Annotated in this window: 17 protein-coding genes, 3 rRNA genes and 1 riboswitch; of the genes, 16 read left to right on the top strand and 4 right to left on the bottom strand. The window is 66.8% G+C overall.

The genetic code is table 11. The features are described 5' to 3' along the window. Positions 1-80 precede the first annotated feature (80 nt). Positions 81-2,048 carry an acetoacetate--CoA ligase gene (locus OG485_RS09605; protein WP_328666712.1) on the top strand — a complete coding sequence of 656 codons (1,968 nt, stop codon included), beginning with the start codon at positions 81-83 and terminating at the stop codon, positions 2,046-2,048. On the opposite strand, the gene OG485_RS09600 is transcribed toward OG485_RS09605, so the two are convergent. Continuing rightward, positions 2,049-3,368 carry an aminotransferase class I/II-fold pyridoxal phosphate-dependent enzyme gene (locus OG485_RS09600; protein WP_328666710.1) on the bottom strand — a complete coding sequence of 440 codons (1,320 nt, stop codon included), beginning with the start codon at positions 3,366-3,368 and terminating at the stop codon, positions 2,049-2,051. A 111-nt stretch (positions 3,369-3,479) separates the two neighbouring features. Here OG485_RS09600 and OG485_RS09595 point away from each other — a divergent pair, with 111 nt between their 5' ends. Together OG485_RS09595 and OG485_RS09590 are read left to right on the top strand one after the other, a co-directional pair. Beyond that, the gene (locus OG485_RS09595; protein WP_328666708.1) at positions 3,480-4,688 is read left to right on the top strand and encodes an MFS transporter; all 1,209 of its coding nucleotides are present in this window, start codon (positions 3,480-3,482) and stop codon (positions 4,686-4,688) included. Positions 4,689-4,713: 25 nt separating this feature from the next. Continuing rightward, positions 4,714-5,607, top strand: coding sequence for a hypothetical protein (locus OG485_RS09590; protein ID WP_328666707.1), 894 nt, complete (start codon positions 4,714-4,716; stop codon positions 5,605-5,607). 78 nt (positions 5,608-5,685) lie between these two features. Here OG485_RS09590 and ptsP read toward each other — a convergent pair whose 3' ends face one another. Both ptsP and OG485_RS09580 read right to left on the bottom strand, forming a co-directional pair. Next, entirely contained in the window at positions 5,686-7,356 is a 1,671-nt protein-coding gene (gene ptsP, locus OG485_RS09585) for a phosphoenolpyruvate--protein phosphotransferase (protein ID WP_328666706.1), read from the bottom strand. 77 nt (positions 7,357-7,433) lie between these two features. Beyond that, the gene (locus tag OG485_RS09580; protein ID WP_326789018.1) at positions 7,434-7,883 is read right to left on the bottom strand and encodes a PTS sugar transporter subunit IIA; all 450 of its coding nucleotides are present in this window, start codon (positions 7,881-7,883) and stop codon (positions 7,434-7,436) included. Between the two features lie 669 nt (positions 7,884-8,552). Between OG485_RS09580 and OG485_RS09575 the strand changes: the two genes are divergently transcribed. The 13 genes from OG485_RS09575 to OG485_RS09515 all read left to right on the top strand — a co-directional run bounded on the left by OG485_RS09575 (position 8,553) and on the right by OG485_RS09515 (position 24,143). Further along, positions 8,553-10,079, top strand: a 16S ribosomal RNA gene (locus tag OG485_RS09575). 314 nt (positions 10,080-10,393) lie between these two features. Further along, a 23S ribosomal RNA gene (locus OG485_RS09570) occupies positions 10,394-13,516 on the top strand. An 89-nt stretch (positions 13,517-13,605) separates the two neighbouring features. Continuing rightward, positions 13,606-13,722: ribosomal RNA gene (gene rrf, locus OG485_RS09565) — 5S ribosomal RNA — on the top strand. The 16S, 23S and 5S rRNA genes sit together here, the layout of an rRNA operon. Before the next feature lie 172 nt (positions 13,723-13,894). Then, the gene (locus OG485_RS09560) at positions 13,895-14,503 is read left to right on the top strand and encodes a CDP-alcohol phosphatidyltransferase family protein (protein ID WP_328454731.1); all 609 of its coding nucleotides are present in this window, start codon (positions 13,895-13,897) and stop codon (positions 14,501-14,503) included. Between the two features lie 115 nt (positions 14,504-14,618). Next, the gene (locus tag OG485_RS09555) at positions 14,619-17,114 is read left to right on the top strand and encodes a mannose-1-phosphate guanyltransferase (protein WP_328666704.1); all 2,496 of its coding nucleotides are present in this window, start codon (positions 14,619-14,621) and stop codon (positions 17,112-17,114) included. Positions 17,115-17,212: 98 nt separating this feature from the next. After that, positions 17,213-18,118: a DUF881 domain-containing protein gene (locus tag OG485_RS09550; RefSeq protein WP_328666702.1), complete on the top strand. Its 906-nt coding sequence runs from the start codon at positions 17,213-17,215 to the stop codon at positions 18,116-18,118. Beyond that, a complete protein-coding gene (locus tag OG485_RS09545) occupies positions 18,115-18,447 on the top strand; it encodes a small basic family protein (RefSeq protein WP_003988855.1) in 333 nt (110 codons plus the stop codon). Before OG485_RS09550 ends, OG485_RS09545 begins: the two co-directional genes overlap by 4 nt. A gap of 5 nt (positions 18,448-18,452) precedes the next feature. After that, positions 18,453-19,298 carry a DUF881 domain-containing protein gene (locus OG485_RS09540; RefSeq protein ID WP_328666341.1) on the top strand — a complete coding sequence of 282 codons (846 nt, stop codon included), beginning with the start codon at positions 18,453-18,455 and terminating at the stop codon, positions 19,296-19,298. Between the two features lie 61 nt (positions 19,299-19,359). Further along, complete coding sequence (locus OG485_RS09535; RefSeq protein ID WP_328666339.1) at positions 19,360-20,316, top strand: FHA domain-containing protein; 957 nt, start codon at positions 19,360-19,362, stop codon at positions 20,314-20,316. 42 nt (positions 20,317-20,358) lie between these two features. Then, positions 20,359-21,114, top strand: a complete 756-nt coding sequence (gene ftsR / locus OG485_RS09530) for a transcriptional regulator FtsR (protein WP_328666337.1) — start codon at positions 20,359-20,361, stop codon at positions 21,112-21,114. An 86-nt stretch (positions 21,115-21,200) separates the two neighbouring features. Beyond that, the gene (locus tag OG485_RS09525; RefSeq protein ID WP_006123076.1) at positions 21,201-21,674 is read left to right on the top strand and encodes a bifunctional nuclease family protein; all 474 of its coding nucleotides are present in this window, start codon (positions 21,201-21,203) and stop codon (positions 21,672-21,674) included. A 217-nt stretch (positions 21,675-21,891) separates the two neighbouring features. Then, a complete protein-coding gene (locus OG485_RS09520; RefSeq protein WP_328665791.1) occupies positions 21,892-22,566 on the top strand; it encodes a MerR family transcriptional regulator in 675 nt (224 codons plus the stop codon). A 68-nt stretch (positions 22,567-22,634) separates the two neighbouring features. Further along, complete coding sequence (locus OG485_RS09515; protein ID WP_328665788.1) at positions 22,635-24,143, top strand: DNA polymerase IV; 1,509 nt, start codon at positions 22,635-22,637, stop codon at positions 24,141-24,143. On the opposite strand, the gene OG485_RS09510 is transcribed toward OG485_RS09515, so the two are convergent. Next, the gene (locus OG485_RS09510) at positions 24,068-24,436 is read right to left on the bottom strand and encodes a PRC-barrel domain-containing protein (protein ID WP_326789027.1); all 369 of its coding nucleotides are present in this window, start codon (positions 24,434-24,436) and stop codon (positions 24,068-24,070) included. The two genes, OG485_RS09515 and OG485_RS09510, sit on opposite strands and share 76 nt — an antisense overlap. A gap of 114 nt (positions 24,437-24,550) precedes the next feature. After that, positions 24,551-24,645, top strand: a riboswitch (glycine riboswitch). The last annotated feature ends 149 nt before the right edge of the window (positions 24,646-24,794 follow it).

The raw sequence follows: 24,794 nt of genomic DNA, 5'->3' as shown, positions 1-24,794 counted from the left end.
TCCGTGTCAGCCGCGTGACGCGCACACCCCCGCTCGTGCGCGACCGACGCACACGACGCGTACAGCCCGGGAGCCGCCCCATGTCCACCACGAACCCCTCACCGCTCTGGCAGCCCTCCGCCGAGGGCATCGCCCAGGCGCAGGTCACGAAGTTCCAGGCATGGGCGGCCGAACGGCACGGAGCGCCGGCCGACGGAGGCTACGCGGCCCTGCACCGCTGGTCGGTCGACGAGCTGGACACGTTCTGGAAGGCCGTCACCGAGTGGTTCGACGTCCGGTTCTCGACTCCCTACGCGCGCGTGCTCGGCGACCGCGCCATGCCCGGTGCCGCGTGGTTCCCCGGAGGGACCCTCAACTACGCGGAGCACGCCCTGCGCGCCGCGGAGACCCGCGCGGACGAACCGGCCCTCCTGTATGTCGACGAGACCCACGAGTCCGTCCCCGTGACGTGGTCCGACCTGCGCCGCCAGGTCGGCTCCCTGGCCGCCGAGCTGCGCGCCCTCGGTGTACGCCCCGGAGACCGGGTCAGCGGCTATCTCCCCAACATCCCCGAGGCCGTGGTCGCCCTTCTGGCCACGGCCGCCGTGGGCGGGGTCTGGACCTCCTGCGCCCCCGACTTCGGCGCCCGCAGCGTCCTCGACCGCTTCCAGCAGGTCGAACCCGTGGTCCTGTTCGCCGTCGACGGCTACCGCTACGGCGGCAAGGAGCACGACCGCCGTGACACGGTCGCCGAGCTGCGCCGTGAACTGCCCACCCTGAACGCAGTCGTGCACATCCCGCTGCTGGGCACGCAGGCGCCCGAGGATGCCCTTGAGTGGTCGGCGCTGACCTCCGCCGACGTGGAGCCCGTCTTCGAGCAGGTCCCCTTCGACCACCCCTTGTGGGTGCTCTACTCCTCCGGCACGACGGGCCTCCCCAAGGCGATCGTGCAGTCCCAGGGCGGCATCCTCGTCGAACACCTCAAGCAGCTCGGCCTGCACTGCGACCTGGGGCCCGAGGACCGCTTCTTCTGGTACACGTCCACCGGCTGGATGATGTGGAACTTCCTCGTCTCCGGCCTGCTCACGGGCACCACGATCGTGCTGTACGACGGCAGCCCCGGCTATCCGGACACGGGCGCCCAGTGGCGTATCGCCGAACGCACGGGAGCGACCCTCTTCGGCACGTCCGCCGCGTACGTGATGGCCTGCCGCAAGGCGGAGGTCCACCCCTCGCGCGACTTCGGCCTCGGCCGGGTGCGGTGCGTCGCCACGACCGGCTCGCCCCTGCCGCCCGACGGATTCCGCTGGCTGCACGACGAGGTCCGCGAGGACCTGTGGATCGCCTCCGTCAGCGGCGGTACCGATGTGTGCTCCTGCTTCGCCGGGGCGGTACCGACGCTCCCGGTGTACATCGGCGAACTCCAGGCCGCCGGCCTCGGCACCGACCTCCAGTCCTGGGACCCCAGTGGAAAGCCCCTCACCGACGAGGTCGGCGAACTGGTCGTCACCAACCCGATGCCGTCGATGCCCATCCGCTTCTGGAACGACCCCGACGGCAGCCGCTACCACGACAGCTACTTCGACACGTACCCCGGAGTGTGGCGCCACGGCGACTGGATCACCGTCACCTCACGAGGTTCGGTCGTCATCCACGGCCGCTCCGACTCCACGCTCAACCGGCAGGGCGTGCGCATGGGCTCGGCCGACATCTACGAGGCCGTCGAGCGCCTTCCCGAGATCAAGGAGTCGCTGGTCATCGGTGTCGAACAGCCCGACGGCGGCTACTGGATGCCGCTGTTCGTCCATCTCGCACCCGGAGCCGTGCTGGACGAGGACCTCCTGAACCGCATCAAGGGCACCATCCGTGAACAGCTCTCCCCGCGTCACGTTCCCGACGAGGTCATCGAAGTACCCGGAGTGCCGCACACCCTGACCGGCAAGCGCATCGAGGTCCCGGTCAAGCGCCTCCTCCAGGGCGCGTCCATGGAGAAGGCCGTCAACGTCGGGTCCGTGGACAACGTCGAACTTCTGCGCTTCTACGAGAAGCTGGCCCGCGAGCGCGGCTGATCAGCCTCCGTAGGTGGCCTCCGACTCGCCGAGCACGGCGGTGAAGTCGGAGGCCAGCCGCACGGCGTCGGCGGCTGAGAGTTCCGCCACCGAGATCCGTACACCGGGCGCGGCCGAAGTCCTGAAGCGCGCGCCCGCCGCGACCCACCATCCGTACGACCGCAGCCCGTTCACCACCGCCGACTCGTCCCGCACGGGCACCCAGACGTTCAGCCCGCTCACGCCGTGGCCCTGTGTGCCGCGATCCGCGAATTCACGGAGCAGCGCGTCCCTGCGCAGCGTGTACGTCTCCTGGGCACGCCCCACCAACGCGCGCGTGCTCGCGTCCGTCATGAGTCCGAGCACCGTCTCCTGCAACAGGTGACTGACCCAGCCCGACGTCAGCAGCATGCGTCCGTCGTGCCGTGCCAGTGTCGTCGGGTCACATGCCGCGGCCGCCCACCGCAGGTCGGTTCCCAGGAACTTGCTCACCGTGCGCACATGGACCCAGCGGTTCAGACCGCCCGCGGTCAGTGTGCGCAGCGGTGCGCCGGCGACGGACGACGCGTGATCGTTCTCCACGACCAGCACATCGGGCATCTCCCGGAGCACGTCGACGAGCGCGTCCCGCCGTCCCGCCGAGAAGCTGCCGCCGCAGGGATTCTGCGCCCGCGGACTGCACACCACCGCGCGCACCCCCGCCCGCAGAGCCGTCCGCAGGGCATCCGGTCGGATGCCCTGGTCGTCCACCGCGACCGGAACCGTGCGCAGTCCCAGCGCCGTGACCAGGTCCAGCAGATGGTGATAGCCGGGGTCCTCCATCGCGACCGCGTCCCCCGGACGCAGCTCCACCGACAGCAACCGCCCGATCAGGTCGAGCGCGCCATGAGCGAACGTCACATGCTCCGACGGCACCCCATCGGGCTCCAGCCAGTCGCGTACGGCCTCCTCCAGTCGCGCCAGACGCGGCGTGCCGCGATGTGAGCGGGCACCGGGGGAGAGCTGCGACGGCGGCACCAGGACGGGGAGCAGCGCGGGATCCGGATGCCCGCCCGCCAGGTCGCGCAGTCCGTCCGGCACGCGGGGTGGGCGCCGTGACGCCACGGCGGGCGCGGCGGCGACCACGGTCCCACCACGTCCGCGGGTCACCACGATCGCCCGTTGCCGCAGTTCCCTGTACGCCGTCGCGACCGTCCCGGGACTGACGCCGAGCCGTTCGGCCAGGCCGCGCACCGGGGGCAGCGCCGTGCCCGGCTCCAGGGCACCTTCGGCCACGCCTCGTTCCACGGACGCGGCAATTCCCTTGGCCGTCGTACCACTGATCGAATATTGTGTTGCCACGTTACTAAGTATGTATCAATACATACTGGGGAGCAAGGGGGAGTCGTGAGCCCGATGCGCCGCGCAGCCGCATGGTCGACACGCATTCCAGGAGGCCTCGACGGCCGAAGAATGCTCTGGATCGCCCTGGTCGACCGCATCGGCAGCGGTCTGTGGGCATCCGTCTCCGTCCTGTACTTCACCTACGTCGCCGGTCTCTCGGTCGCACAGATCGGCACCCTCGCGGCCGCGGCCGGAGCGGTCGGAATCGCCGGCGCACCCCTGGGCGGGCGCCTCGCCGACCGGCTGCCCCTGACCCACGTGCTGATCGCGCTCCAACTCCTGCGCGCCCTCGCCTCCTTCGCCCTGCTCACCACGGACAACTACGCCTTCCTGCTGGCGTACTCCGCCGCGGGCAGCTTCGGTGACCGGGCCGCCAACGTCCTCACCAAGCTGTACGCCACCCGCGTCTCGGGCCCCGACCGCGTCCGCTACCAAGCCGTCAACCGCACGGTCGCCAACGCCGGTTGGGCCCTCGGAGGCCTCGCCGCGGCGGGAGCCCTCACCATCGGCACCACCGCCGCGTACCAGTGGCTGCTCGTCGGCGACGCCGTCTCCTTCGTGGCCGTCGCTCTCGCGACAGCCCGCTGCGGCGAACCGCCCTCGGCCGCCCGCACGATCGCCACATCGAAGGACCCGGCTCCCGCGACCCGACCCGCCGGCCCGTGGCGCGACCGCACCTACCTCGCCTACGTCGCCACAGAGGCCGTCCTCTTCCTCGACGACGCCGTGTTCAAAGTCGGGCTGCCGCTGTGCGTCGCCCACTCCGAACAGGCTCCTCACGGCCTCGCGCCCCTGTTGATGGTCCTGAACAACGTGATGGTCGTGACCCTCCAGGTCCCCCTGGCCCGGCTCGGCGCCACCACTGCCGCGGCCCGTGCCCTACTCGTCCCGCTCTCCGTGTTCTCCGTCCTCGGGGGCGTCGTCCTGGCGCTGTCCGCAACGGGCGGAACCGTGGCCGTGACCCTCTTCCTCACCGCGGCGGCCGTCACCTTCACGGTGACGGAGATGCTCCATGCCACCGTCTCGTGGGAACTCTCCGTGGCCCTCGCCCCGGACACCACGCAGGGCGGCTACCTCGGCGTCCACGGACTCGCGCAAGCCGTACAGCGCAGCGTCGGGCCACTCGCTGTCACAGCAGCCATCGCGGCCGGCCCCCTCGGCTGGACTCTCTTCGGCGCGACCATAGCCACGACCTGCATGTTCCAGCACCACCTCGTGCGCGACCGGCTCACCCGCCCCGCGTTGTCAGTGCCGCCCGTTACTGTGAGTGAGCATTGATCGACTGTGCACAGGGGGAAATTCAATGGCGCACACCCAGCACCACACCATGCGACGCGTCCTGCGCCGCGAGATCGCGGGCACCATCGGGCTGCTGACCGACGAACAGGACTTCCGGGCGATGCGGCGCTATCGCACCTTCGCCTTCGACGACCACACGACCTATCTCCAGCAGGTCGAAACCCTGCTCAAGACGCTCGCCGCCCAGGGCAGCCACACCACAGTGGCCCTCTTCGACCCCGAGGAATACGCCGAATTCTGCGCCGAAAGCGGCCTGGAACCCGACACCCCGGTCAGCCGAACCCGCTTCACCGCCCAATTGGCGGCGACCGGCCCCACCATCCCCTACGACGGACAGCCCCTCGACGAACTGGTCCCGGACCTCGTCGACGAAGCGGTCCGCCGGGCCACCTGGGAGTACGCCACCACGCTCCTGGCCCGCATCGGCACCTGCGCGACCTGCGGCGAGGACATCGGCCGAGCCTCCTTCATCCGCGCAGCCCACCTCCTCACCCGGGTCGTGGACACCGCAGGACCGGGAGAACTCCACCTCGTGTGCAGCGTCACCTCCGCCCCCGACACGCTCGTCGCCGTACTCCGGACGGAGGGACGCATCGAGGGCCCGACATGCCTCGACGAATCCGAAGCCCTCGAATTCACCACCGTCCTGGCCCTCGGTATCGCCACCCGGAGCGCCTGCGGACTCGTCATGCGCACCACCGCCCCCGACACCGCCGACCGCGTCTACGGATGGCGCCTGCGCGGCGAAGACCTGGAGCCCCTCACGGCGGGCGAGGTGTTCGACGCCTACTGCACCGACCTCGATTCCGGGGATCTGGTCTCCCCGGAATCGGGCGTCGACTATTGCGTACCGCCCGACCTCGGAGACGAGGGAAACGGGACGGGCCACACGCACTGAAACGAAAGGGGCGCCCCATCCGCAGATGGAGCGCCCCTCCGTACCGAAACCGCTGTCACCCGAAGGCGCGCCGTCCGGCTACTCGCCCGACAGCACCGCCTGCGCCGCGGTGCGCGCCTCCTCCGCCGTGTCCGAGGCACGTGCGGCCGAGGCCGCGCGCTCGCACTGGGCGAGCGTGTACTTCGCCAGCGTGGCCCTCACATAGGGGATCGACGCGGCACCCATCGACAAGGAGGTGACACCCAGACCGGTCAGCACACAGGCGAGCAGCGGGTCCGACGCGGCCTCACCGCAGACACCACAGCTCTTGCCCTCGGCCTTCGCCGCCTCGGCGGACAGCGCGACCAGGTCGAGCAGCGCCGGCTGCCACGGATCCTGCAGACGGGACACCGCGCCCACCTGCCGGTCGGCGGCGAACGTGTACTGCGCGAGGTCGTTGGTCCCCAGGGACAGGAACTCGACCTCCTGCAGAATCGACCGCGCCCGCAGCGCGGCCGACGGGATCTCCACCATCGCGCCGAACTTCGCCCGCAGCCCGGCCGCACGGCACGCGTCCGCGAACGCCTTGGCGTCCGTACGGTCCGCGACCATCGGAGCCATCACCTCGAGATAGACCGGCAGCCCTTCCAAGGCCTTCGCGAGAGCGGTGAGCTGCGTACGCAGCACATCGGGGTGGTCGAGCAGCGAACGCAGACCCCGCACGCCGAGCGCGGGATTCGGCTCGTCGGCCGGCGTCAGGAAGTCCAGCGGCTTGTCCGCGCCCGCGTCCAGCACTCGCACCACGACACGGCCCTCGGGGAAGGCCTCGAGCACCTTCCGGTACGCCTCGACCTGCTTCTCCTCGGACGGCGCCGTCTTGCTGTCGTCGAGGAACAGGAATTCGGTACGGAACAGACCGACGCCCTCGGCCCCGGCCTCCACGGCCGCCGGCACGTCCGCCGGGCCGCCGACGTTGGCCAGCAGCGGCACCTTGTGCCCGTCGGAGGTGGCACCGGGGCCCGTCGAGGCGGAGAGTGCCGCCTTGCGCCGCGCCGCCGCGGCCTCCAGCTCCGCCTTCTTCTCCGCGCTCGGCTCCACGAAGATCTCCCCCGTGCTGCCGTCGACGGCGATGACCGTGCCCTCGGCGATCTCACCCGCGCCCGGGAGCGCCACGACGGCCGGCACGCCCAGCGCACGCGCCAGGATCGCGCTGTGGCTGGTCGGCCCGCCCTCCTCGGTGACGAAGCCGAGGACCAGGGTCGGGTCCAGCAGTGCCGTGTCGGCGGGCGCGAGGTCACGCGCGATAAGAACGTAGGGCTCGTCGCTGTCCGGGACGCCCGGCATGGGTACACCGAGCAGCCGAGCGACGATACGGTTCCGCACGTCGTCGAGGTCGGCCACGCGTCCGGCGAGGTACTCACCGGCGCCGGCCAGCAGTGCCCGGTAGGCGGCGAGCGCGTCGTAGACCGCACGCTCGGCCGTGCTGCCGACGGCGATCCGCCGGTTCACGTCAGCCGTCAGCTCCGGGTCCTGGGCCATCATGGCCTGGGCTTCGAGCACCGCCTGGGCCTCGCCCCCCGCCAGATTGCCGCGCGCAATCAGGTCGGCCGCCACGTCCTCCACAGCCTTGCGGGCGCGTGCCTGTTCGCGGGCCGCGTCCTCCGGGGGGATCTGTTTGGCAGGCGGTTCGAGAACCGCCGTTCCCATGTGCCGAACCTCGCCGATGGCCACACCGTGGCTCACGCCGACGCCTCGCAGCGTTGTCTCCATCTCACCCGTCTCCGAATAGTGCGGCGTGTACCGCCGCCGTGATGGTTGTCGAAGCGCCGTCCAGGACAGCGTCGATGTCACTGCCAGCCGAAGAGCGCGTCGCCGGCCTTCACATCGCCGTCCTCACGGACGTCCGAGAGGGAGTCCGCCGTGGCTTCGAGGGCCACGACCGGACACACCGGGGACTTGCCGGCCTCCTCGACGGCGGCGGGGTTCCACCGCACGACACTCTGGCCGCGCGTCACGGTGTCCCCCTTGTTGACGAGCAGCTCGAAGCCCTCGCCGTTGAGCTGCACGGTGTCGATACCCAGGTGCGTGAGCACGCCGTGGCCTTCACCGTCGACGACGACGAACGCGTGCGGGTGAAGAGAGACGATCACTCCGTCCACGGGGGCGACAGCCTCCGAGGGCTCACGCACGGGGTCGATCGCCGTGCCGGGGCCGACCATCGCTCCGGAGAAGACGGGGTCCGGTACCGCGGCGAGTCCGATGGCGCGTCCTGCAAGAGGGGACGTCACGGTGGTCATGGGAAGCCTCCGAGGGGTGGAGATCTATACGGGCCGTCACTGCCTGTCCCGGACAGCGCACTGTTGAGCAGGGTATGTCATATGAAGTGCCGGTTCCGCGCGAGAGATCCCGGTTGGCGCCGTAGAGGACAGGGCAAACGATTTGCGCCTGCTCCCGCACCCCATGTAGAGTCGTACTCCTGCTTGAGGCTGAGCGGCGTGACCAAGGCGTCGTTGCCCGGCAGCACCCAACTTGTCAGATCCTATCTCGGGGTCCTGTTCCGTATGTCTGCGGGACGGTGGTCAGCGAGAGGGAAAAGGACTGATAGAGTTTGGACTCGCCGGAAAGGGAAACGCGAAAGCGGAAACCTGGAAAGCGCCGAGGAAATCGGATACGGAAACGGTCTGATAGAGTCGGAAACGCAAGACCGAAGGGAAGCGCCCGGAGGAAAGCCCGAGAGGGTGAGTACAAAGGAAGCGTCCGTTCCTTGAGAACTCAACAGCGTGCCAAAAATCAACGCCAGATTTGTTGATACCCCGTCTCCGGCCGTTCGGTCGGGACGAGGTTCCTTTGAAAAAGTCCTGCCGGGCATTGTTCCGGCAGGCGCATCAGCGAGGACGCTGTGAACCGGGGGATTATTCCTCCCCTTGGTTCCGCTCTCGTGGTGTCGTCCCGATTACGGGAAAACATTCACGGAGAGTTTGATCCTGGCTCAGGACGAACGCTGGCGGCGTGCTTAACACATGCAAGTCGAACGATGAAGCCCTTCGGGGTGGATTAGTGGCGAACGGGTGAGTAACACGTGGGCAATCTGCCCTTCACTCTGGGACAAGCCCTGGAAACGGGGTCTAATACCGGCATAACACTCCTGCCCGCATGGGTGGGGGTTAAAAGCTCCGGCGGTGAAGGATGAGCCCGCGGCCTATCAGCTTGTTGGTGAGGTAGTGGCTCACCAAGGCGACGACGGGTAGCCGGCCTGAGAGGGCGACCGGCCACACTGGGACTGAGACACGGCCCAGACTCCTACGGGAGGCAGCAGTGGGGAATATTGCACAATGGGCGAAAGCCTGATGCAGCGACGCCGCGTGAGGGATGACGGCCTTCGGGTTGTAAACCTCTTTCAGCAGGGAAGAAGCGAGAGTGACGGTACCTGCAGAAGAAGCGCCGGCTAACTACGTGCCAGCAGCCGCGGTAATACGTAGGGCGCAAGCGTTGTCCGGAATTATTGGGCGTAAAGAGCTCGTAGGCGGCTTGTCACGTCGGGTGTGAAAGCCCGGGGCTTAACCCCGGGTCTGCATTCGATACGGGCTAGCTAGAGTGTGGTAGGGGAGATCGGAATTCCTGGTGTAGCGGTGAAATGCGCAGATATCAGGAGGAACACCGGTGGCGAAGGCGGATCTCTGGGCCATTACTGACGCTGAGGAGCGAAAGCGTGGGGAGCGAACAGGATTAGATACCCTGGTAGTCCACGCCGTAAACGGTGGGAACTAGGTGTTGGCGACATTCCACGTCGTCGGTGCCGCAGCTAACGCATTAAGTTCCCCGCCTGGGGAGTACGGCCGCAAGGCTAAAACTCAAAGGAATTGACGGGGGCCCGCACAAGCAGCGGAGCATGTGGCTTAATTCGACGCAACGCGAAGAACCTTACCAAGGCTTGACATACACCGGAAAGCATTAGAGATAGTGCCCCCCTTGTGGTCGGTGTACAGGTGGTGCATGGCTGTCGTCAGCTCGTGTCGTGAGATGTTGGGTTAAGTCCCGCAACGAGCGCAACCCTTGTTCTGTGTTGCCAGCATGCCCTTCGGGGTGATGGGGACTCACAGGAGACTGCCGGGGTCAACTCGGAGGAAGGTGGGGACGACGTCAAGTCATCATGCCCCTTATGTCTTGGGCTGCACACGTGCTACAATGGCAGGTACAAAGAGCTGCGAAGCCGTGAGGCGGAGCGAATCTCAAAAAGCCTGTCTCAGTTCGGATTGGGGTCTGCAACTCGACCCCATGAAGTCGGAGTTGCTAGTAATCGCAGATCAGCATTGCTGCGGTGAATACGTTCCCGGGCCTTGTACACACCGCCCGTCACGTCACGAAAGTCGGTAACACCCGAAGCCGGTGGCCCAACCCCTTGTGGGAGGGAGCTGTCGAAGGTGGGACTGGCGATTGGGACGAAGTCGTAACAAGGTAGCCGTACCGGAAGGTGCGGCTGGATCACCTCCTTTCTAAGGAGCATCTAGGCCGCCGGGCTTGCCCGGTGGTCCAGGGCCATTACGTCGGCAGATGTTCGACGGTGGTTGCTCATGGGTGGAACGTTGATTATTCGGCACTCTCAGTCATCTCGGGCTGCAAGTACTGCTCTTCGGAGCGTGGAAAGCTGATCATGAGTGGCGAGGGTGTCGGGCACGCTGTTGGGTGTCTGAAGGTACGGCCCGTGTGGCTGCCTTCAGTGCCGGCCCCAGTGCACTCGAACTACTGGTTCGGGGTGATGGGTGGTTGGTCGTTGTTTGAGAACTGCACAGTGGACGCGAGCATCTGTGGCCAAGTTTTTAAGGGCGCACGGTGGATGCCTTGGCACCAGGAACCGATGAAGGACGTGGGAGGCCACGATAGTCCCCGGGGAGCCGTCAACCAGGCTTTGATCCGGGGGTTTCCGAATGGGGAAACCCGGCAGTCGTCATGGGCTGTCACCCATACCTGAACACATAGGGTATGTGGAGGGAACGCGGGGAAGTGAAACATCTCAGTACCCGCAGGAAGAGAAAACAACCGTGATTCCGGGAGTAGTGGCGAGCGAAACCGGATGAGGCCAAACCTCAAGCGTGTGAGACCCGGCAGGGGTTGCGCTTGGGGGGTTGTGGGATCTCTCTTTCACAGTCTGCCGGCTGTGAGACGAGTCAGAAACCGTTGATGTAGGCGAAGGACATGCGAAAGGTCCGGCGTAGAGGGTAAGACCCCCGTAGTCGAAACATCAACGGCTCGTTTGAGAGACACCCAAGTAGCACGGGGCCCGAGAAATCCCGTGTGAATCTGGCGGGACCACCCGCTAAGCCTAAATATTCCCTGGTGACCGATAGCGGATAGTACCGTGAGGGAATGGTGAAAAGTACCGCGGGAGCGGAGTGAAATAGTACCTGAAACCGTGTGCCTACAAGCCGTGGGAGCGTCGCGCATTGAGTTTACTCAATGCGTCGTGACTGCGTGCCTTTTGAAGAATGAGCCTGCGAGTTTGCGGTGCGTTGCGAGGTTAACCCGTGTGGGGAAGCCGTAGCGAAAGCGAGTCCGAATAGGGCGATTCAGTAGCGCGCTCAAGACCCGAAGCGGAGTGATCTAGCCATGGGCAGGTTGAAGCGGCTGTAAGAGGTCGTGGAGGACCGAACCCACCAGGGTTGAAAACCTGGGGGATGACCTGTGGTTAGGGGTGAAAGGCCAATCAAACTCCGTGATAGCTGGTTCTCCCCGAAATGCATTTAGGTGCAGCGTCGTGTGTTTCTTGCCGGAGGTAGAGCACTGGATAGGCGATGGGCCCTACCGGGTTACTGACCTTAGCCAAACTCCGAATGCCGGTAAGTGAGAGCGCGGCAGTGAGACTGTGGGGGATAAGCTCCATGGTCGAGAGGGAAACAGCCCAGAGCATCGACTAAGGCCCCTAAGCGTACGCTAAGTGGGAAAGGATGTGGAGTCGCACAGACAACCAGGAGGTTGGCTTAGAAGCAGCCACCCTTGAAAGAGTGCGTAATAGCTCACTGGTCTAGTGATTCCGCGCCGACAATGTAGCGGGGCTCAAGCGTACCGCCGAAGTCGTGTCATTGCAGCAATAGGGCCAACGCCCGCTGTGATGGGTAGGGGAGCGTCGTGTGCCGGGTGAAGCCGCGCCGGAAGGCAGTGGTGGACGGTTCACGAGTGAGAATGCAGGCATGAGTAGCGATACACACGTGAGAAACGTGTGCGCCGATTGACTAAGGGTTCCTGGGTCAAGCTGATCTGCCCAGGGTAAGTCGGGACCTAAGGCGAGGCCGACAGGCGTAGTCGATGGATAACCGGTTGATATTCCGGTACCCGCTGTGAAGCGTCAAACATCGAACCAGGCGATGCTAAGTCCGTGAAGCCGCCCCGGAGCCTTCGGGCAAAGGGGAGTGGTGGAGCCGACGGACCAGACCTGTAGTAGGTGAGTGATGGGGTGACGCAGGAAGGTAGTCCATCCCGGGCGGTGGTTGTCCCGGGGTAAGGGTGTAGGCCGTGTGATAGGCAAATCCGTCACACATTAAGGCTGAGACCTGATGCCGAGCCGATTGTGGTGAAGTGGATGATCCTATGCTGTCGAGAAAAGCCTCTAGCGAGTTTCATGGCGGCCCGTACCCTAAACCGACTCAGGTGGTCAGGTAGAGAATACCGAGGCGTTCGGGTGAACTATGGTTAAGGAACTCGGCAAAATGCCCCCGTAACTTCGGGAGAAGGGGGGCCATCACTGGTGATCCGATTTACTCGGTGAGCTGGGGGTGGCCGCAGAGACCAGCGAGAAGCGACTGTTTACTAAAAACACAGGTCCGTGCGAAGCCGTAAGGCGATGTATACGGACTGACGCCTGCCCGGTGCTGGAACGTTAAGGGGACCGGTTAGTCACTCTTCGGGGTGGCGAAGCTGAGAACTTAAGCGCCAGTAAACGGCGGTGGTAACTATAACCATCCTAAGGTAGCGAAATTCCTTGTCGGGTAAGTTCCGACCTGCACGAATGGCGTAACGACTTCTCGACTGTCTCAACCATAGGCCCGGTGAAATTGCACTACGAGTAAAGATGCTCGTTTCGCGCAGCAGGACGGAAAGACCCCGGGACCTTTACTACAGTTTGATATTGGTGTTCGGTTCGGCTTGTGTAGGATAGCTGGGAGACTGTGAAGCTTGGACGCCAGTTCAGGTGGAGTCGTCGTTGAAATACCAGTCTGGTCGTGCTGGATGTCTAACCTGGGTCCGTGATCCGGATCAGGGACAGTGTCTGATGGGTAGTTTAACTGGGGCGGTTGCCTCCTAAAGAGTAACGGAGGCGCCCAAAGGTTCCCTCAGCCTGGTTGGCAATCAGGTGTTGAGTGTAAGTGCACAAGGGAGCTTGACTGTGAGACCGACGGGTCGAGCAGGGACGAAAGTCGGGACTAGTGATCCGGCGGTGGCTTGTGGAAGCGCCGTCGCTCAACGGATAAAAGGTACCCCGGGGATAACAGGCTGATCTTCCCCAAGAGTCCATATCGACGGGATGGTTTGGCACCTCGATGTCGGCTCGTCGCATCCTGGGGCTGGAGTCGGTCCCAAGGGTTGGGCTGTTCGCCCATTAAAGCGGTACGCGAGCTGGGTTTAGAACGTCGTGAGACAGTTCGGTCCCTATCCGCTGTGCGCGTAGGAATATTGAGAAGGGCTGTCCCTAGTACGAGAGGACCGGGACGGACGAACCTCTGGTGTGCCAGTTGTCCTGCCAAGGGCATGGCTGGTTGGCTACGTTCGGGAGGGATAACCGCTGAAAGCATCTAAGCGGGAAGCCTGCTTCGAGATGAGTATTCCCACCCCCTTGAGGGGTTAAGGCTCCCAGTAGACGACTGGGTTGATAGGCCAGATCTGGAAGCCCGGCAACGGGTGGAGGTGACTGGTACTAATAGGCCGAGGGCTTGTCCTCAGTTGCTCGCGTCCACTGTGTTGGTTCTGAAACCACGAACAACCCCACGTTTGTCACAGAGCGTGGTGCGGTTGACAGTTTCATAGTGTTTCGGTGGTCATAGCGTGAGGGAAACGCCCGGTTACATTCCGAACCCGGAAGCTAAGCCTCACAGCGCCGATGGTACTGCAGGGGGGACCCTGTGGGAGAGTAGGACGCCGCCGAACAAAAATTAGAGCTCCGGCTCTCGGGAATTTCCCGGGAGCCGGAGCTTTTTTGTTTTCCGGCAGAATTTTCCGATGACGCCCCCGCTCTTGCCTCCCCCTCTGCGCTGTGGCGCCGGGGCTGCGGGTAAGGTCAGGGGGCATCGTTGGCTCGTTTCCCACAGGAGGCCCCCGGGTGGAGGTCCAGGAGACCCGCGTTCAGACGAACCGGGTCCTCACCATCCCGAACATCCTCAGCATGGCGCGCCTCGCCGGCGTGCCCCTCTTCCTGTGGTTGATCCTCAGGCCGGAGTTCGGTGGTCCCAACAGCGACGGTTGGGCGCTGCTCGTCCTCATGCTGAGCGGTATCAGCGACTATCTGGACGGCAAACTCGCCCGGCGCTGGAACCAGATCAGCAGCCTCGGCCGGCTGCTGGACCCCGCGGCCGACCGGCTCTACATTCTGTCGACGCTTGTCGGACTCACCTGGCGCGAGATTCTTCCGATCTGGCTCACGGCCGCTCTTCTCGCACGCGAGCTGGTTCTGCTGGTGATGGTGTGGATCCTCCGGCGCCACGGCTATCCGCCCCCACAGGTGAACTTCCTCGGGAAGGCGGCCACCTTCAACCTGATGTACGCCTTCCCGTTGCTGCTGCTCAGTGACGCCAGCGGCTGGATCGCGACACTCGGAGCTATTTTCGGATGGGCGTTCGCCGGATGGGGTACAACCCTGTATTGGTGGGCAGGAGTCCTCTACGTGGTACAGGTCCGCCGGTTGATCCGAGCGGACGCCATGGCCGATTGAGCTCGGCCCGATTGGGCGGCAGTAGTGCCCGATGGCCCCCGCTCGAAATCTGCGGGACAATCAGGACGGGTGAAGTCGGCTGTACCGTCGTCTCTTCAAGGAGGACGCTTCCGACATGAAGGCCGTCGTGATGGCCGGAGGCGAAGGCACACGCCTTCGTCCGATGACCTCAAGCATGCCCAAGCCGCTCCTGCCCGTGGCGAACCGCCCGATCATGGAGCATGTGCTGAGGCTGCTCAAAAGGCATGGGCTCAACGAAACCGTCGTCACTGTCCAGTTCCTGGCCTCAATGGTCAAGAACTACTTCGGTGACGGCGAAGAGCTCGGCATGGAGCTCACCTATGCCAATGAGGAGAAGCCACTCGGTACTGCCGGCAGCGTCAAGAACGCCGAGGAGGCATTGAAGGACGACGCCTTCCTCGTCATCTCCGGTGACGCCCTTACCGACTTCGATCTCACCGAACTCATCAACTTCCACAAGGAAAAGGGCGCCCTCGTCACCGTCTGTCTGACGCGCGTTCCCAATCCGCTGGAATTCGGCATCACCATCGTGGACGAGGAAGGCAAGGTCGAGCGCTTCCTGGAGAAGCCGACCTGGGGCCAGGTCTTCTCGGACACCGTGAACACGGGCATCTACGTCATGGAGCCCGAGGTCTTCGACTACGTCGAGGCCGATGTCTCCGTCGACTGGTCCGGTGACGTCTTCCCTCAGCTGATGAAGGAAGGCAAGCCCGTCTACGGCTATATCGCCGAGGGCTACTGGGAGGACGTCGGCACCCACGAGAGCTATGTGAAGGCCCAGGCGGACGTCCTGGAGGGCAAGGTCGACGTCGAACTCGACGGGTTCGAGATCTCCCCGGGTGTCTGGGTGGCCGAGGGCGCGGAGGTGCACCCCGACGCGGTGCTGCGCGGGCCGCTCTACATCGGTGACTACGCCAAGGTCGAGGCCGACGCCGAGATCCGTGAGCACACCGTCGTCGGCTCCAACGTCGTCGTCAAGACCGGCGCGTTCCTGCACCGGGCGGTCGTGCACGACAACGTGTACATCGGGCAGCACAGCAATCTGCGCGGCTGTGTGGTCGGAAAGAACACCGACATCATGCGAGCCGCCCGCATCGAGGACGGCGCCGTGATCGGCGACGAGTGCCTCGTCGGTGAAGAATCGATCATTCAGGGCAACGTCCGCGTCTATCCGTTCAAGACCATCGAGGCCGGCGCTTTCGTCAACACCTCGGTGATCTGGGAGTCGCGGGGCCAGGCCCACCTCTTCGGCGCTCGTGGCGTCTCCGGGATCCTGAACGTCGAGATCACCCCGGAGCTGGCCGTGCGTCTGGCGGGTGCCTACGCGACGACGCTCAAGAAGGGCTCCACCGTCACCACGGCCCGCGACCACTCCCGAGGCGCTCGCGCGCTGAAGCGGGCGGTGATCTCCGCGTTGCAGGCCAGCGCCATCGACGTACGCGACCTGGAGAACGTACCGCTGCCCGTGGCCCGGCAGCAGACGGCCCGGGGCAGTGCCGGCGGCATCATGATCCGGACGACGCCAGGAGTGCCGGACTCCGTCGACATCATGTTCTTCGACGGGCAGGGTGCCGACCTGTCGCAGGGCGGTCAGCGGAAGCTGGACCGGGTGTTCGCGCGGCAGGAGTACCGTCGTGCCTTCCCCGGCGAGATCGGGGACCTGCACTTCCCCGCGAGTGTCTTCGACTCCTACACGGGATCGCTGCTGCGCAACGTCGACACCACCGGGATCGCGGATTCCGGGCTGAAAGTGGTCGTCGACGCCTCCAACGGCAGTGCCGGACTGGTGCTGCCCAGCCTGCTGGGCAAGCTCGGTGTGGACTCCCTGGTGATCAATCCCGGTCTCGACGAGTCGAGGCCGACCGAGACGGTGGAGACGCGGCGGGCCGGCCTGGTGCGGCTGGGTGAGATCGTCGCGTCCGCGCGGGCCGCGTTCGGCGTGCGCTTCGACCCGGTGGGCGAGCGGCTCTCGCTCGTCGACGAGAAGGGGCGGATCGTCGAGGACGACCGGGCTCTGCTCGTGATGCTCGACCTGGTGGCCGCGGAGCGGCGCAGCGGACGGGTGGCGCTGCCCGTAACGACCACACGGATCGCCGAGCAGGTGGCGGCGTACCACGGCACGCAGGTGGAGTGGACGACCACGTCGCCGGACGACCTGACCCGGGTCGGCCGCGAGGAGTCGACGATCTTCGGCGGCGACGCGCGCGGCGGGTTCATCATTCCCGAGTTCAGCGGCGTCTTCGACGGCGCGGCCGCCTTCGTACGGCTCATCGGTCTGGTCGCGCGGACTCAGCTCACGCTCAGCCAGATCGACGCCCGGATTCCACGGGCGCATGTCCTCAAGCGGGATCTCGCGACTCCGTGGGCCGTGAAGGGGCTCGTGATGCGCAGGGTCGTGGAGGAGGCGGGAGACCGCTTCGTGGACACGACGGACGGTGTCCGCGTCGTGGAGACGGACGGGCGCTGGGTGATGGTGCTGCCGGACCCCGCCGAGGCCGTCACCCATCTGTGGGCGGAGGGGCCGGACGACGCCTCCGCGGAGGCCCTGCTCGACGAGTGGGCGGCCGTCGTGGACAGCGCCGGCCGCTGAAACGATCTTCACCCGTACGTGTCGGACAAGTGCCCTCAAGGGCGCCTGTCCGGCACGTTGGTGGGGCCATTCGGAGGTAGCACCCGCGACGTGCGACGATGTGCGGCATGCCGCAGCAGCCCCCCGTTCGGAGCAGCGCTCCGCGCCCCTCGCGCCCGGACGCCTCCATGTCGCTGCTCACCAACGTCATGGACCACAGCCTCGACGAGGGCTACGCCGAAGCGGCGGCCCGCAAGGAGGCCGAGGGCGCCGGTGGCCTGCCGAAGACGGTCCGGGCCAAGCTGGCTCTGGCGGCCGGTCTGGTGCTCGCCGCGCTCGTGGTCACCGTCGGGGCGGCGAACGCCCGGCTCGCGGCCCCCGTCGTCGCCAGGGAGCGCCAGGAGCTCATCGACCGCATCGAGCGCGAGACGACGGCCGCGGACAAGCTGGAGAGCGGCGTCGACACCCTGCGCGCCGATGTGAGCGCCCGCCAGCGTGCGGCGCTGAAGAAGGACGGCGGTGAGCAGGCCGATCTGGTGAGCGTCCTGTCCGGCGCCACCGATGTGCACGGACCGGGTGTGAAGCTCGTCGTCAACGACGCCAAGGAAGCCAGCACGGGCGGTGACGGCACCAACCCGCGGGAGACCTCGGGATTCTCCGACACCGGACGGGTGCGGGACCGTGACATGCAGCGCGTGGTCAACGGCCTGTGGGAGTCGGGTGCCGAGGCCATTTCCGTCAATGGACAGCGGCTGACCGCTCTGTCGGCCATCAGGGCCGCGGGTGACGCGATACTGGTCGACAACAAGCCGCTGGTGCCGCCGTACACGGTGCTCGCGGTGGGGGACGGCCAGCGGCTCAGCACCAGGTTCCAGAACAGTGCCGACGGGCTGTATCTGCATGCCCTGCAGGAGAACTACGGCATCAGGACCGGTATCTCCGTCGAGGGGGACGTCCGGTTGTCCGCCGCACCGAGTGTGATCGTACGTACAGCAGAGCCGAGAACAGAGAAGGGCACACCGTGATCGCCGTACTGGGCCTCGTCGTGGGAGTCGTGGCTGGACTGTTGGTCCGGCCCGAGGTCCCGGCGGTCGTCGAGCCTTACCTTCCGATCGCCGTCGTGGCGGCGCTCGACGCCGTGTTCGGCGGTCTGCGCGCGATGCTCGACGGCATCTTCGACGACAAGGTCTTCGTGGTCTCGTTCCTGTCGAACGTGGTCGTCGCCGCGCTGATCGTTTTCCTGGGTGACAAGTTGGGTGTGGGCGCCCAGCTCTCCACGGGTGTCGTGGTCGTCCTCGGCATCCGGATCTTCTCCAATGCCGCGGCCATCCGCCGGCACGTGTTCCGGGCGTGAGGCCGATGAGCGACGAGAACGAAGCCGAGACCCCCGAGAACCCACTGCGCAGGGAGCTGCCGGAAGAGGTCCCCGCGGCCGTGGAGGAGCCCGAGCCGCAGGTGGCCGAGGAGAGTGGCGTGCCGCTGCTGTCCGGCCGTCAGAGGCTGGTCAAGGGGTTGTGGCCGCCGCGGGTGTCGCGTGCCCAACTCATCGTCGCCGTGCTGCTGTTCGGCCTCGGGTTCGGCCTGGCCGTCCAGGTGGCGTCCAACAGCGACGGCGACAGCGCGCTGCGCGGCGCGCGTCAGGAAGATCTCGTGCGCATTCTCGATGAACTCGACAGCCGGACTCAGCGTCTTGAGGACGAGAAGCAGGGTCTCGAGGATCAGCGCACCGAGCTGGAGAACAGCTCGGACCAGGCCGAGGAGGCCCGCAAGCAGACGGTCGAGAAGGAGAAGCAACTCGGCATTCTGGCGGGCACCGTGGCCGCTCAGGGGCCCGGCATCACTCTGACCATCGACGACGCGAAGGGGACGGTCAAGGCGGACATGCTGCTCGACGCCGTCCAGGAGCTGCGCGCCGCCGGTGCGGAGGCGATCCAGGTGAACGGCGTGCGTGTGGTCGCCGGTACCTATCTGTCCGACTCCGGAAGCGGAGTGAAGGTCGACGGGAACAAGATCACCCAGCCCTATCGTTTCAAGGTCATCGGCAAGCCGCAGGACCTGGAGCCGGCGCTGAACATTCCGGGAGGCGTGGTGCAGACACTGGAGAAGGAGCAGGCCACCGTCACGGTGGACCGCTCCACGAAGATCATCGTAGATGCCTTGCGACCGGCCGAGCGCCCTGACTACGCTCGGTCGTCCTCCCGGTGAACGGCGGTCGGATGGGGGCCGTCGGGCGAGGGCAGGAGGTTGCGGGGGGTCGGCGCACCGAATGGGTGGTGCGTGGTGGAAACTGTCTGGTGGATACGGACGTTGTGAGGATGTCCGGGTCGACCGGTGTGTTCAATCAGGGTTCGTCCTGCCCCACGGGCGGGTCTGTTTCGGTCAAGGGGAATCGCCCGTGAAGTTGTTTGCGAAGTTGTTCGGCAAGAGCACGCGAGAGGACAGTGGCGACAACGCGTCCGCCCGTCATCGCGCACCGCGCCAGGGAGACGCGGAGGCCCAGGGCGGCGACCGCCCGCTGTTCCGGGACCAGGTCACCGGTCCCGGTGGTCAGGGCGCGTCGTCTGTTGACCCTGGCCAGCCCGGCCGCATAGGTTTCGGGGAACCGTCAGCCTCGAGCGCGGGTGGAGGGTTCGCCTCCGATCCGTATGCGTCCCATGCCCCTGGTGGGCAGCCGCGGCAGGAGGATCCGTCCATGTCGGCCCAGGTGTGTACGAGGTGCGGTAACCGGAACGCGGAGAACAGCCGGTTCTGTTCCAACTGCGGTGCGCCGCTGCGGGGTGGACCGGAGCGTCCGTCGGAGCAGACGTCCACGATCTCCATCTCCGGCATCGAGGCCTACGACGCCGAGGTGACGGGCCAGACCGCCTCGCCGATGCTCTCCCCGGAGGCTCAGGCTGCGGTCGACGCGCTGCCGGTCGGCTCGGCGCTCCTGGTGGTGCGCCGTGGTCCCAACTCGGGCAGCCGCTTCCTGCTGGACGGTGAGCTGACCACGGCCGGACGTCATCCGCAGAGCGACATCTTCCTCGACGACGTGACGGTTTCGCGTCGTCATGTGGAGTTCCGTCGTGTCGCGGACGGTTCGTTCACGGTCGCCGACGTCGGCAGCCTGAACGGTACGTACGTCAACCGGGAGCGGATCGATCAGGTCCCTCTGTCCAACGGTGACGAGGTACAGATCGGCAAGTACCGGCTGGTGTTCTACGCGAGCCAGCGGGGCATCTGACCCTCCCCCAACTCCGTCCGGGGGGACACCGAGGGAATGTCCATGCTTCAAACACCGAGCGGCGGTGCCGGCAGCGGTACCGCCGCCGCGGACAGTGGGCTGATGAGCATCGGCGCGGTGCTCAGCCTGCTGCGCGACGAGTTCCCCGAAGTCACCATCTCCAAGATCAGGTTCCTGGAGTCGGAGGGGCTCGTCGAGCCGCGGCGGACCCCTTCGGGGTACCGCAAGTTCAGCGCGGACGATGTCGAGCGTCTCGGCCACGTCCTGAGGATGCAGCGTGACCACTACCTCCCGCTCAAGGTGATCCGCGAACACCTGGATGCCCTGGCGCGCGGTGAGCAGGTGCGTCTGCCCTCCGTGGGCCGCCAGCGCGACGCGGGGGAGGATGAACCCTCCGGAGAGCTCTACGGGGAGCCCGAGGGGCCCACGGTGGCCCGGGTGGGCCGTGAGGAGCTGCTGGCCGCCGCCGAGATCGGTGAGCAGCAGCTCCAGGAGTGGGAGTCGTACGGACTGATCGGTCCGTTGCCCGACGGTGTCTACGACGCGGAGGCGGTGACCGTCGCCGCGCTCGTCGTCGAGCTGGGACGCTTCGGGATCGAGCCGCGCCATCTGCGGGCGATGAAGGCCGCGGCGGAGCGGGACGCGGGACTGGTGGACCAGGTGGTCGCCCCCCTGCGGCGCCATCGCAATCCGCAGACGCGGGCCCACGCGGAGGCCCGTACCAAGGAACTGGCGGGCCTCACGGTGAAGCTGCACGCGGCGCTCGTGCAGACGGCGCTGGGCGTGCGTCTGCGCTGATCCGTGCCACCGGCGCGGGCCGCGGATCGTCCACCCGTTCTGTGCCCGACTACCCAAACGTCCCGGGCACGGCCTAGGGTTGCTGTGTGAACGAGCTCGATGTCGTAGGTGTCCGGGTCGAAATGCCCTCCAACCAACCGATCGTGCTTCTGCGTGAAGTGGGAGGCGACCGCTACCTCCCCATCTGGATCGGACCGGGGGAGGCGACGGCGATCGCCTTCGCCCAGCAGGGCATGGCCCCCGCACGACCGCTGACCCACGACCTGTTCAAGGACGTGCTGGAGGCCGTCGGCCAGGAGCTCACCGAAGTACGCATCACCGACCTGCGCGAGGGCGTCTTCTACGCCGAGCTCGTCTTCGCCAGCGGGGTCGAGGTGAGTGCCAGGCCGTCCGACGCCATAGCGCTCGCGCTGCGCACCGGAACGCCCATCTACGGCAGCGACGGGGTGCTCGATGACGCGGGCATCGCGATCCCGGACGAGCAGGAGGACGAGGTGGAGAAGTTCCGCGAGTTCCTCGACCAGATCTCGCCCGAGGACTTCGGCACCAACAGCCAGTGAGCCGGCCGGGCGGACGCCTCTCCGGGTGGCATTTGCCCGCGGCGAGTGTGGTGTGCCGCGGCCCGCGCCGGGAGCATTCGGCTAGCCTTTCCCCGCGGTAGGGCACGGGAAACCACTCTTAGGGTGATAATCACTCGGCGTGCCGAGTGTGGCGATCGTTGACGCGCCCCTGGTGACTGCCTACCGTCGAGAAGGCAGGTCAAGGACGGAGGTCGGCGTGAGAAGCAGCGGCGACGGTACGGCTGGGGGTGCTCCCGGACACGGTCCGGGAGAGAGCGGCCCGTACCCTCCCCCAAGCTCTCGGCTCGGCTCGAGCAGGGGGCGCCCTCAGCATGGCAGCGCGGCCGATCACGTTCCGGTGCGGCCGGCGGCAGTGTCCGACGAGGAAGGGACTGTTCCCGACGAGGTCGGTTACCGGGGGCCCACGGCGTGCGCCGCCGCGGGCATCACCTACCGGCAGCTCGACTACTGGGCGCGGACCGGACTGGTCGAGCCCAGCGTGCGTCCCGCCTACGGGTCGGGGACGCAACGCCTCTACAGTTTCCGGGACGTGGTGGTCCTCAAGATCGTCAAGCGGTTCCTGGACACCGGGGTGTCGTTGCAGAACATCCGCACCACGGTCCAGCACCTGAGGGAGCGCGGCTTCCAGGACCTGGAGCGCATGACGCTCATGAGCGACGGCGCGACGGTCTACGAGTGCACCTCCCCGGACGAGGTCCACGCCCTGCTGCAGGGCGGCCAGGGCGTCTTCGGCATCGCCGTGGGAGTGGTGTGGCGGGACGTCGAGGGCGCCCTGTCCCAGTTGCACGGAGAGCGCGTGGACACCGGTGAGACGCTTCTCGCGCACCATCCCGCCGACGAACTGGCGCGCAGGCGCAACCGCGCGGTGTGAGCCGCTCCGATGACGTGATGCCCCGGCGCGCCGGGGCATTGTCAGTGGCGTAGGGCAGCATCGGAGATGTGAGAACCGCGCCCACGATCCTGCATCTCGACATGGACGCCTTCTTCGCCTCGGCGGAGCAGGCGTCCAAGCCGAGCCTGCGCGGGAAGGCCGTCGTGGTGGGCGGGCTCGGGCCCCGTGGAGTGGTCGCCACCGCCTCGTACGAGGCCCGCGTCTTCGGGGTGAACTCCGCGATGCCCATGGCCCAGGCCCGCAGGCGGGCACCGAACGCCGCCTACCTCGTGCCGCGCTTCGGGCTGTACCGAGAGGTCAGCGAGCAGGTGATGGGGCTGCTGCGGGCCCTGTCGCCGCTGGTGGAGCCGCTGAGCCTGGACGAGGCGTTCGTGGACCTGGAGGCGGGCGGGACTGCGTGGGACGAGGCGTCGGCGCGGCTGACCGGTGCCAAGCTGCGCGCGGACATCCGGGCCGTGACGGGGCTCACGGGGTCGGTGGGGCTCGCCGCTTCCAAGATGCTGGCGAAGATCGCCTCGGAGCAGGCCAAGCCGGACGGTCTCGTCCTGATCGAGCCGGGCATCGAGCGCGCGCTGCTGGGACCGATGCCGGTGCGGACGCTGCCGGGCGTGGGGCCGGCCACCGGCGACCATCTGCGCCGGGCGGGCATCACCACCGTCGAGGAGCTCGCCGAGGCGGGCGAGGACGAGCTCGTACGGCTGCTGGGGAAGGCCCACGGGCACGCGCTGTTCGCGATGGCGCTGGCCCACGACGAGCGGCCCGTGGTGGCCGAGCGGGAGACCAAGTCGGTGTCGGTCGAGGACACGTACGACGTGGACATCCACGACCGGGTCCGGGTGGAGCTGGAGGCGCAGCGGCTCGCGGACCGGTGCGTGCGGCGGCTGCGCCGGGCCGGCCTGTCGGGCCGGACCATCGTGCTGAAGGTACGCCGGTACGACTTCTCGACGCTGACCCGGTCCGAGACGCTGCGGGGGCCCACGGACGACCCCGGAGTCGTCCGGGAGGCCGCCGCCCGGCTGCTGGAGGGCGTGGACACGACCGGTGGCGTCCGTCTGCTGGGGGTCGGCGTCACCGGGCTCGCCGACTACACGCAGGAGGATCTGTTCGCGCAGGCGCAGGCCGCGGCCGCGGGGGAACCGGCGGCGGAGGAGCACGCCGGGGACGAACCGGCGGAGGTGGCCGCCGCGGACGGGGAGACGGCGCCGGCGGAGCGACGATGGCCCTCCGGGCACGACGTGCGGCATGCCGAGTTCGGGCACGGCTGGGTGCAGGGGAGCGGGCTGGGACGGGTCACGGTGAGGTTCGAGACGCCGTACTCCGGGCCCGGCCGGGTGCGGACCTTCCGGACGGACGACGCGCAGCTGGAACCGGCCGACCCGCTGCCCCTGGTGGAGCGAAGACCCGAGGAAGCCGGCGGGCTGCCGACCGGTCCCGGGCCGTCGGTGTCAGCGGTCGGGACGCACGGCCCCGGCGCTGGGGATCAGGTGTCCTCCGACCCCGCGAGCCGGCCGAAGTCCCGGTCCGGCGGCGGAGGGGACGCCACGTCGAGTCCGTAGTGGTGGTAGAGCTGGAGCTCCTGTTCGGGGGAGAGATGCCGCCCGACGCCGAAGTCGGGGGCGTCCTTGATCAGGGCCCGGTCGAAGGGGATGCGCAGGGTCCCCTCGATGATCTCGCTGGGCTCCAGGGGCACGAAGGCGTCCCTGCTGAACAGCCCGGTGCGTATGGCCGCCCACTCCGGGACACCGGTCGCGTCGTCGAGGTAGACCTCGTCGATCGTGCCGATCTTGGTGCCGTTGCTGTCGAACGCCTTGCGGCCGATCAGGTTGCGCGGATCGATGTCGGTCTGCACGGTCCCTCCAGTGGTCGCAAACTCATCCGTAAGTACTACAAAAGAGCACATTTGTGAAGGCGGCCACTCGAAGGCTGTCGCCTTGTCCTCGCTGGTAGTCTGGCAAGTGGCTGCTGATCCCGTGCGGGAGAGTCCTCCGGATTTCGCGGAGGCGCCGAAGGAGCAACTCCTCCCCGGAATCTCTCAGGCTCACGTACCGCACGGACGAGGTCACTCTGGAAAGCAGGGCGGGTGCCGATGGCCTCCGCCCTCACCGACGGTGAAAGCCGGATCGTCCACGGGACCATCCGGTGAAACTCTCAGGTTGAGATGACAGAGGGGGAGGCCGTCGGGGTACCCGTGCCGGGGTGCCCCTCGA

The organism is Streptomyces sp. NBC_00328, from assembly GCF_036139655.1.
GTDB lineage: Bacteria > Actinomycetota > Actinomycetes > Streptomycetales > Streptomycetaceae > Streptomyces.
This window is presented reverse-complemented; position numbering and strand designations above follow the sequence as displayed.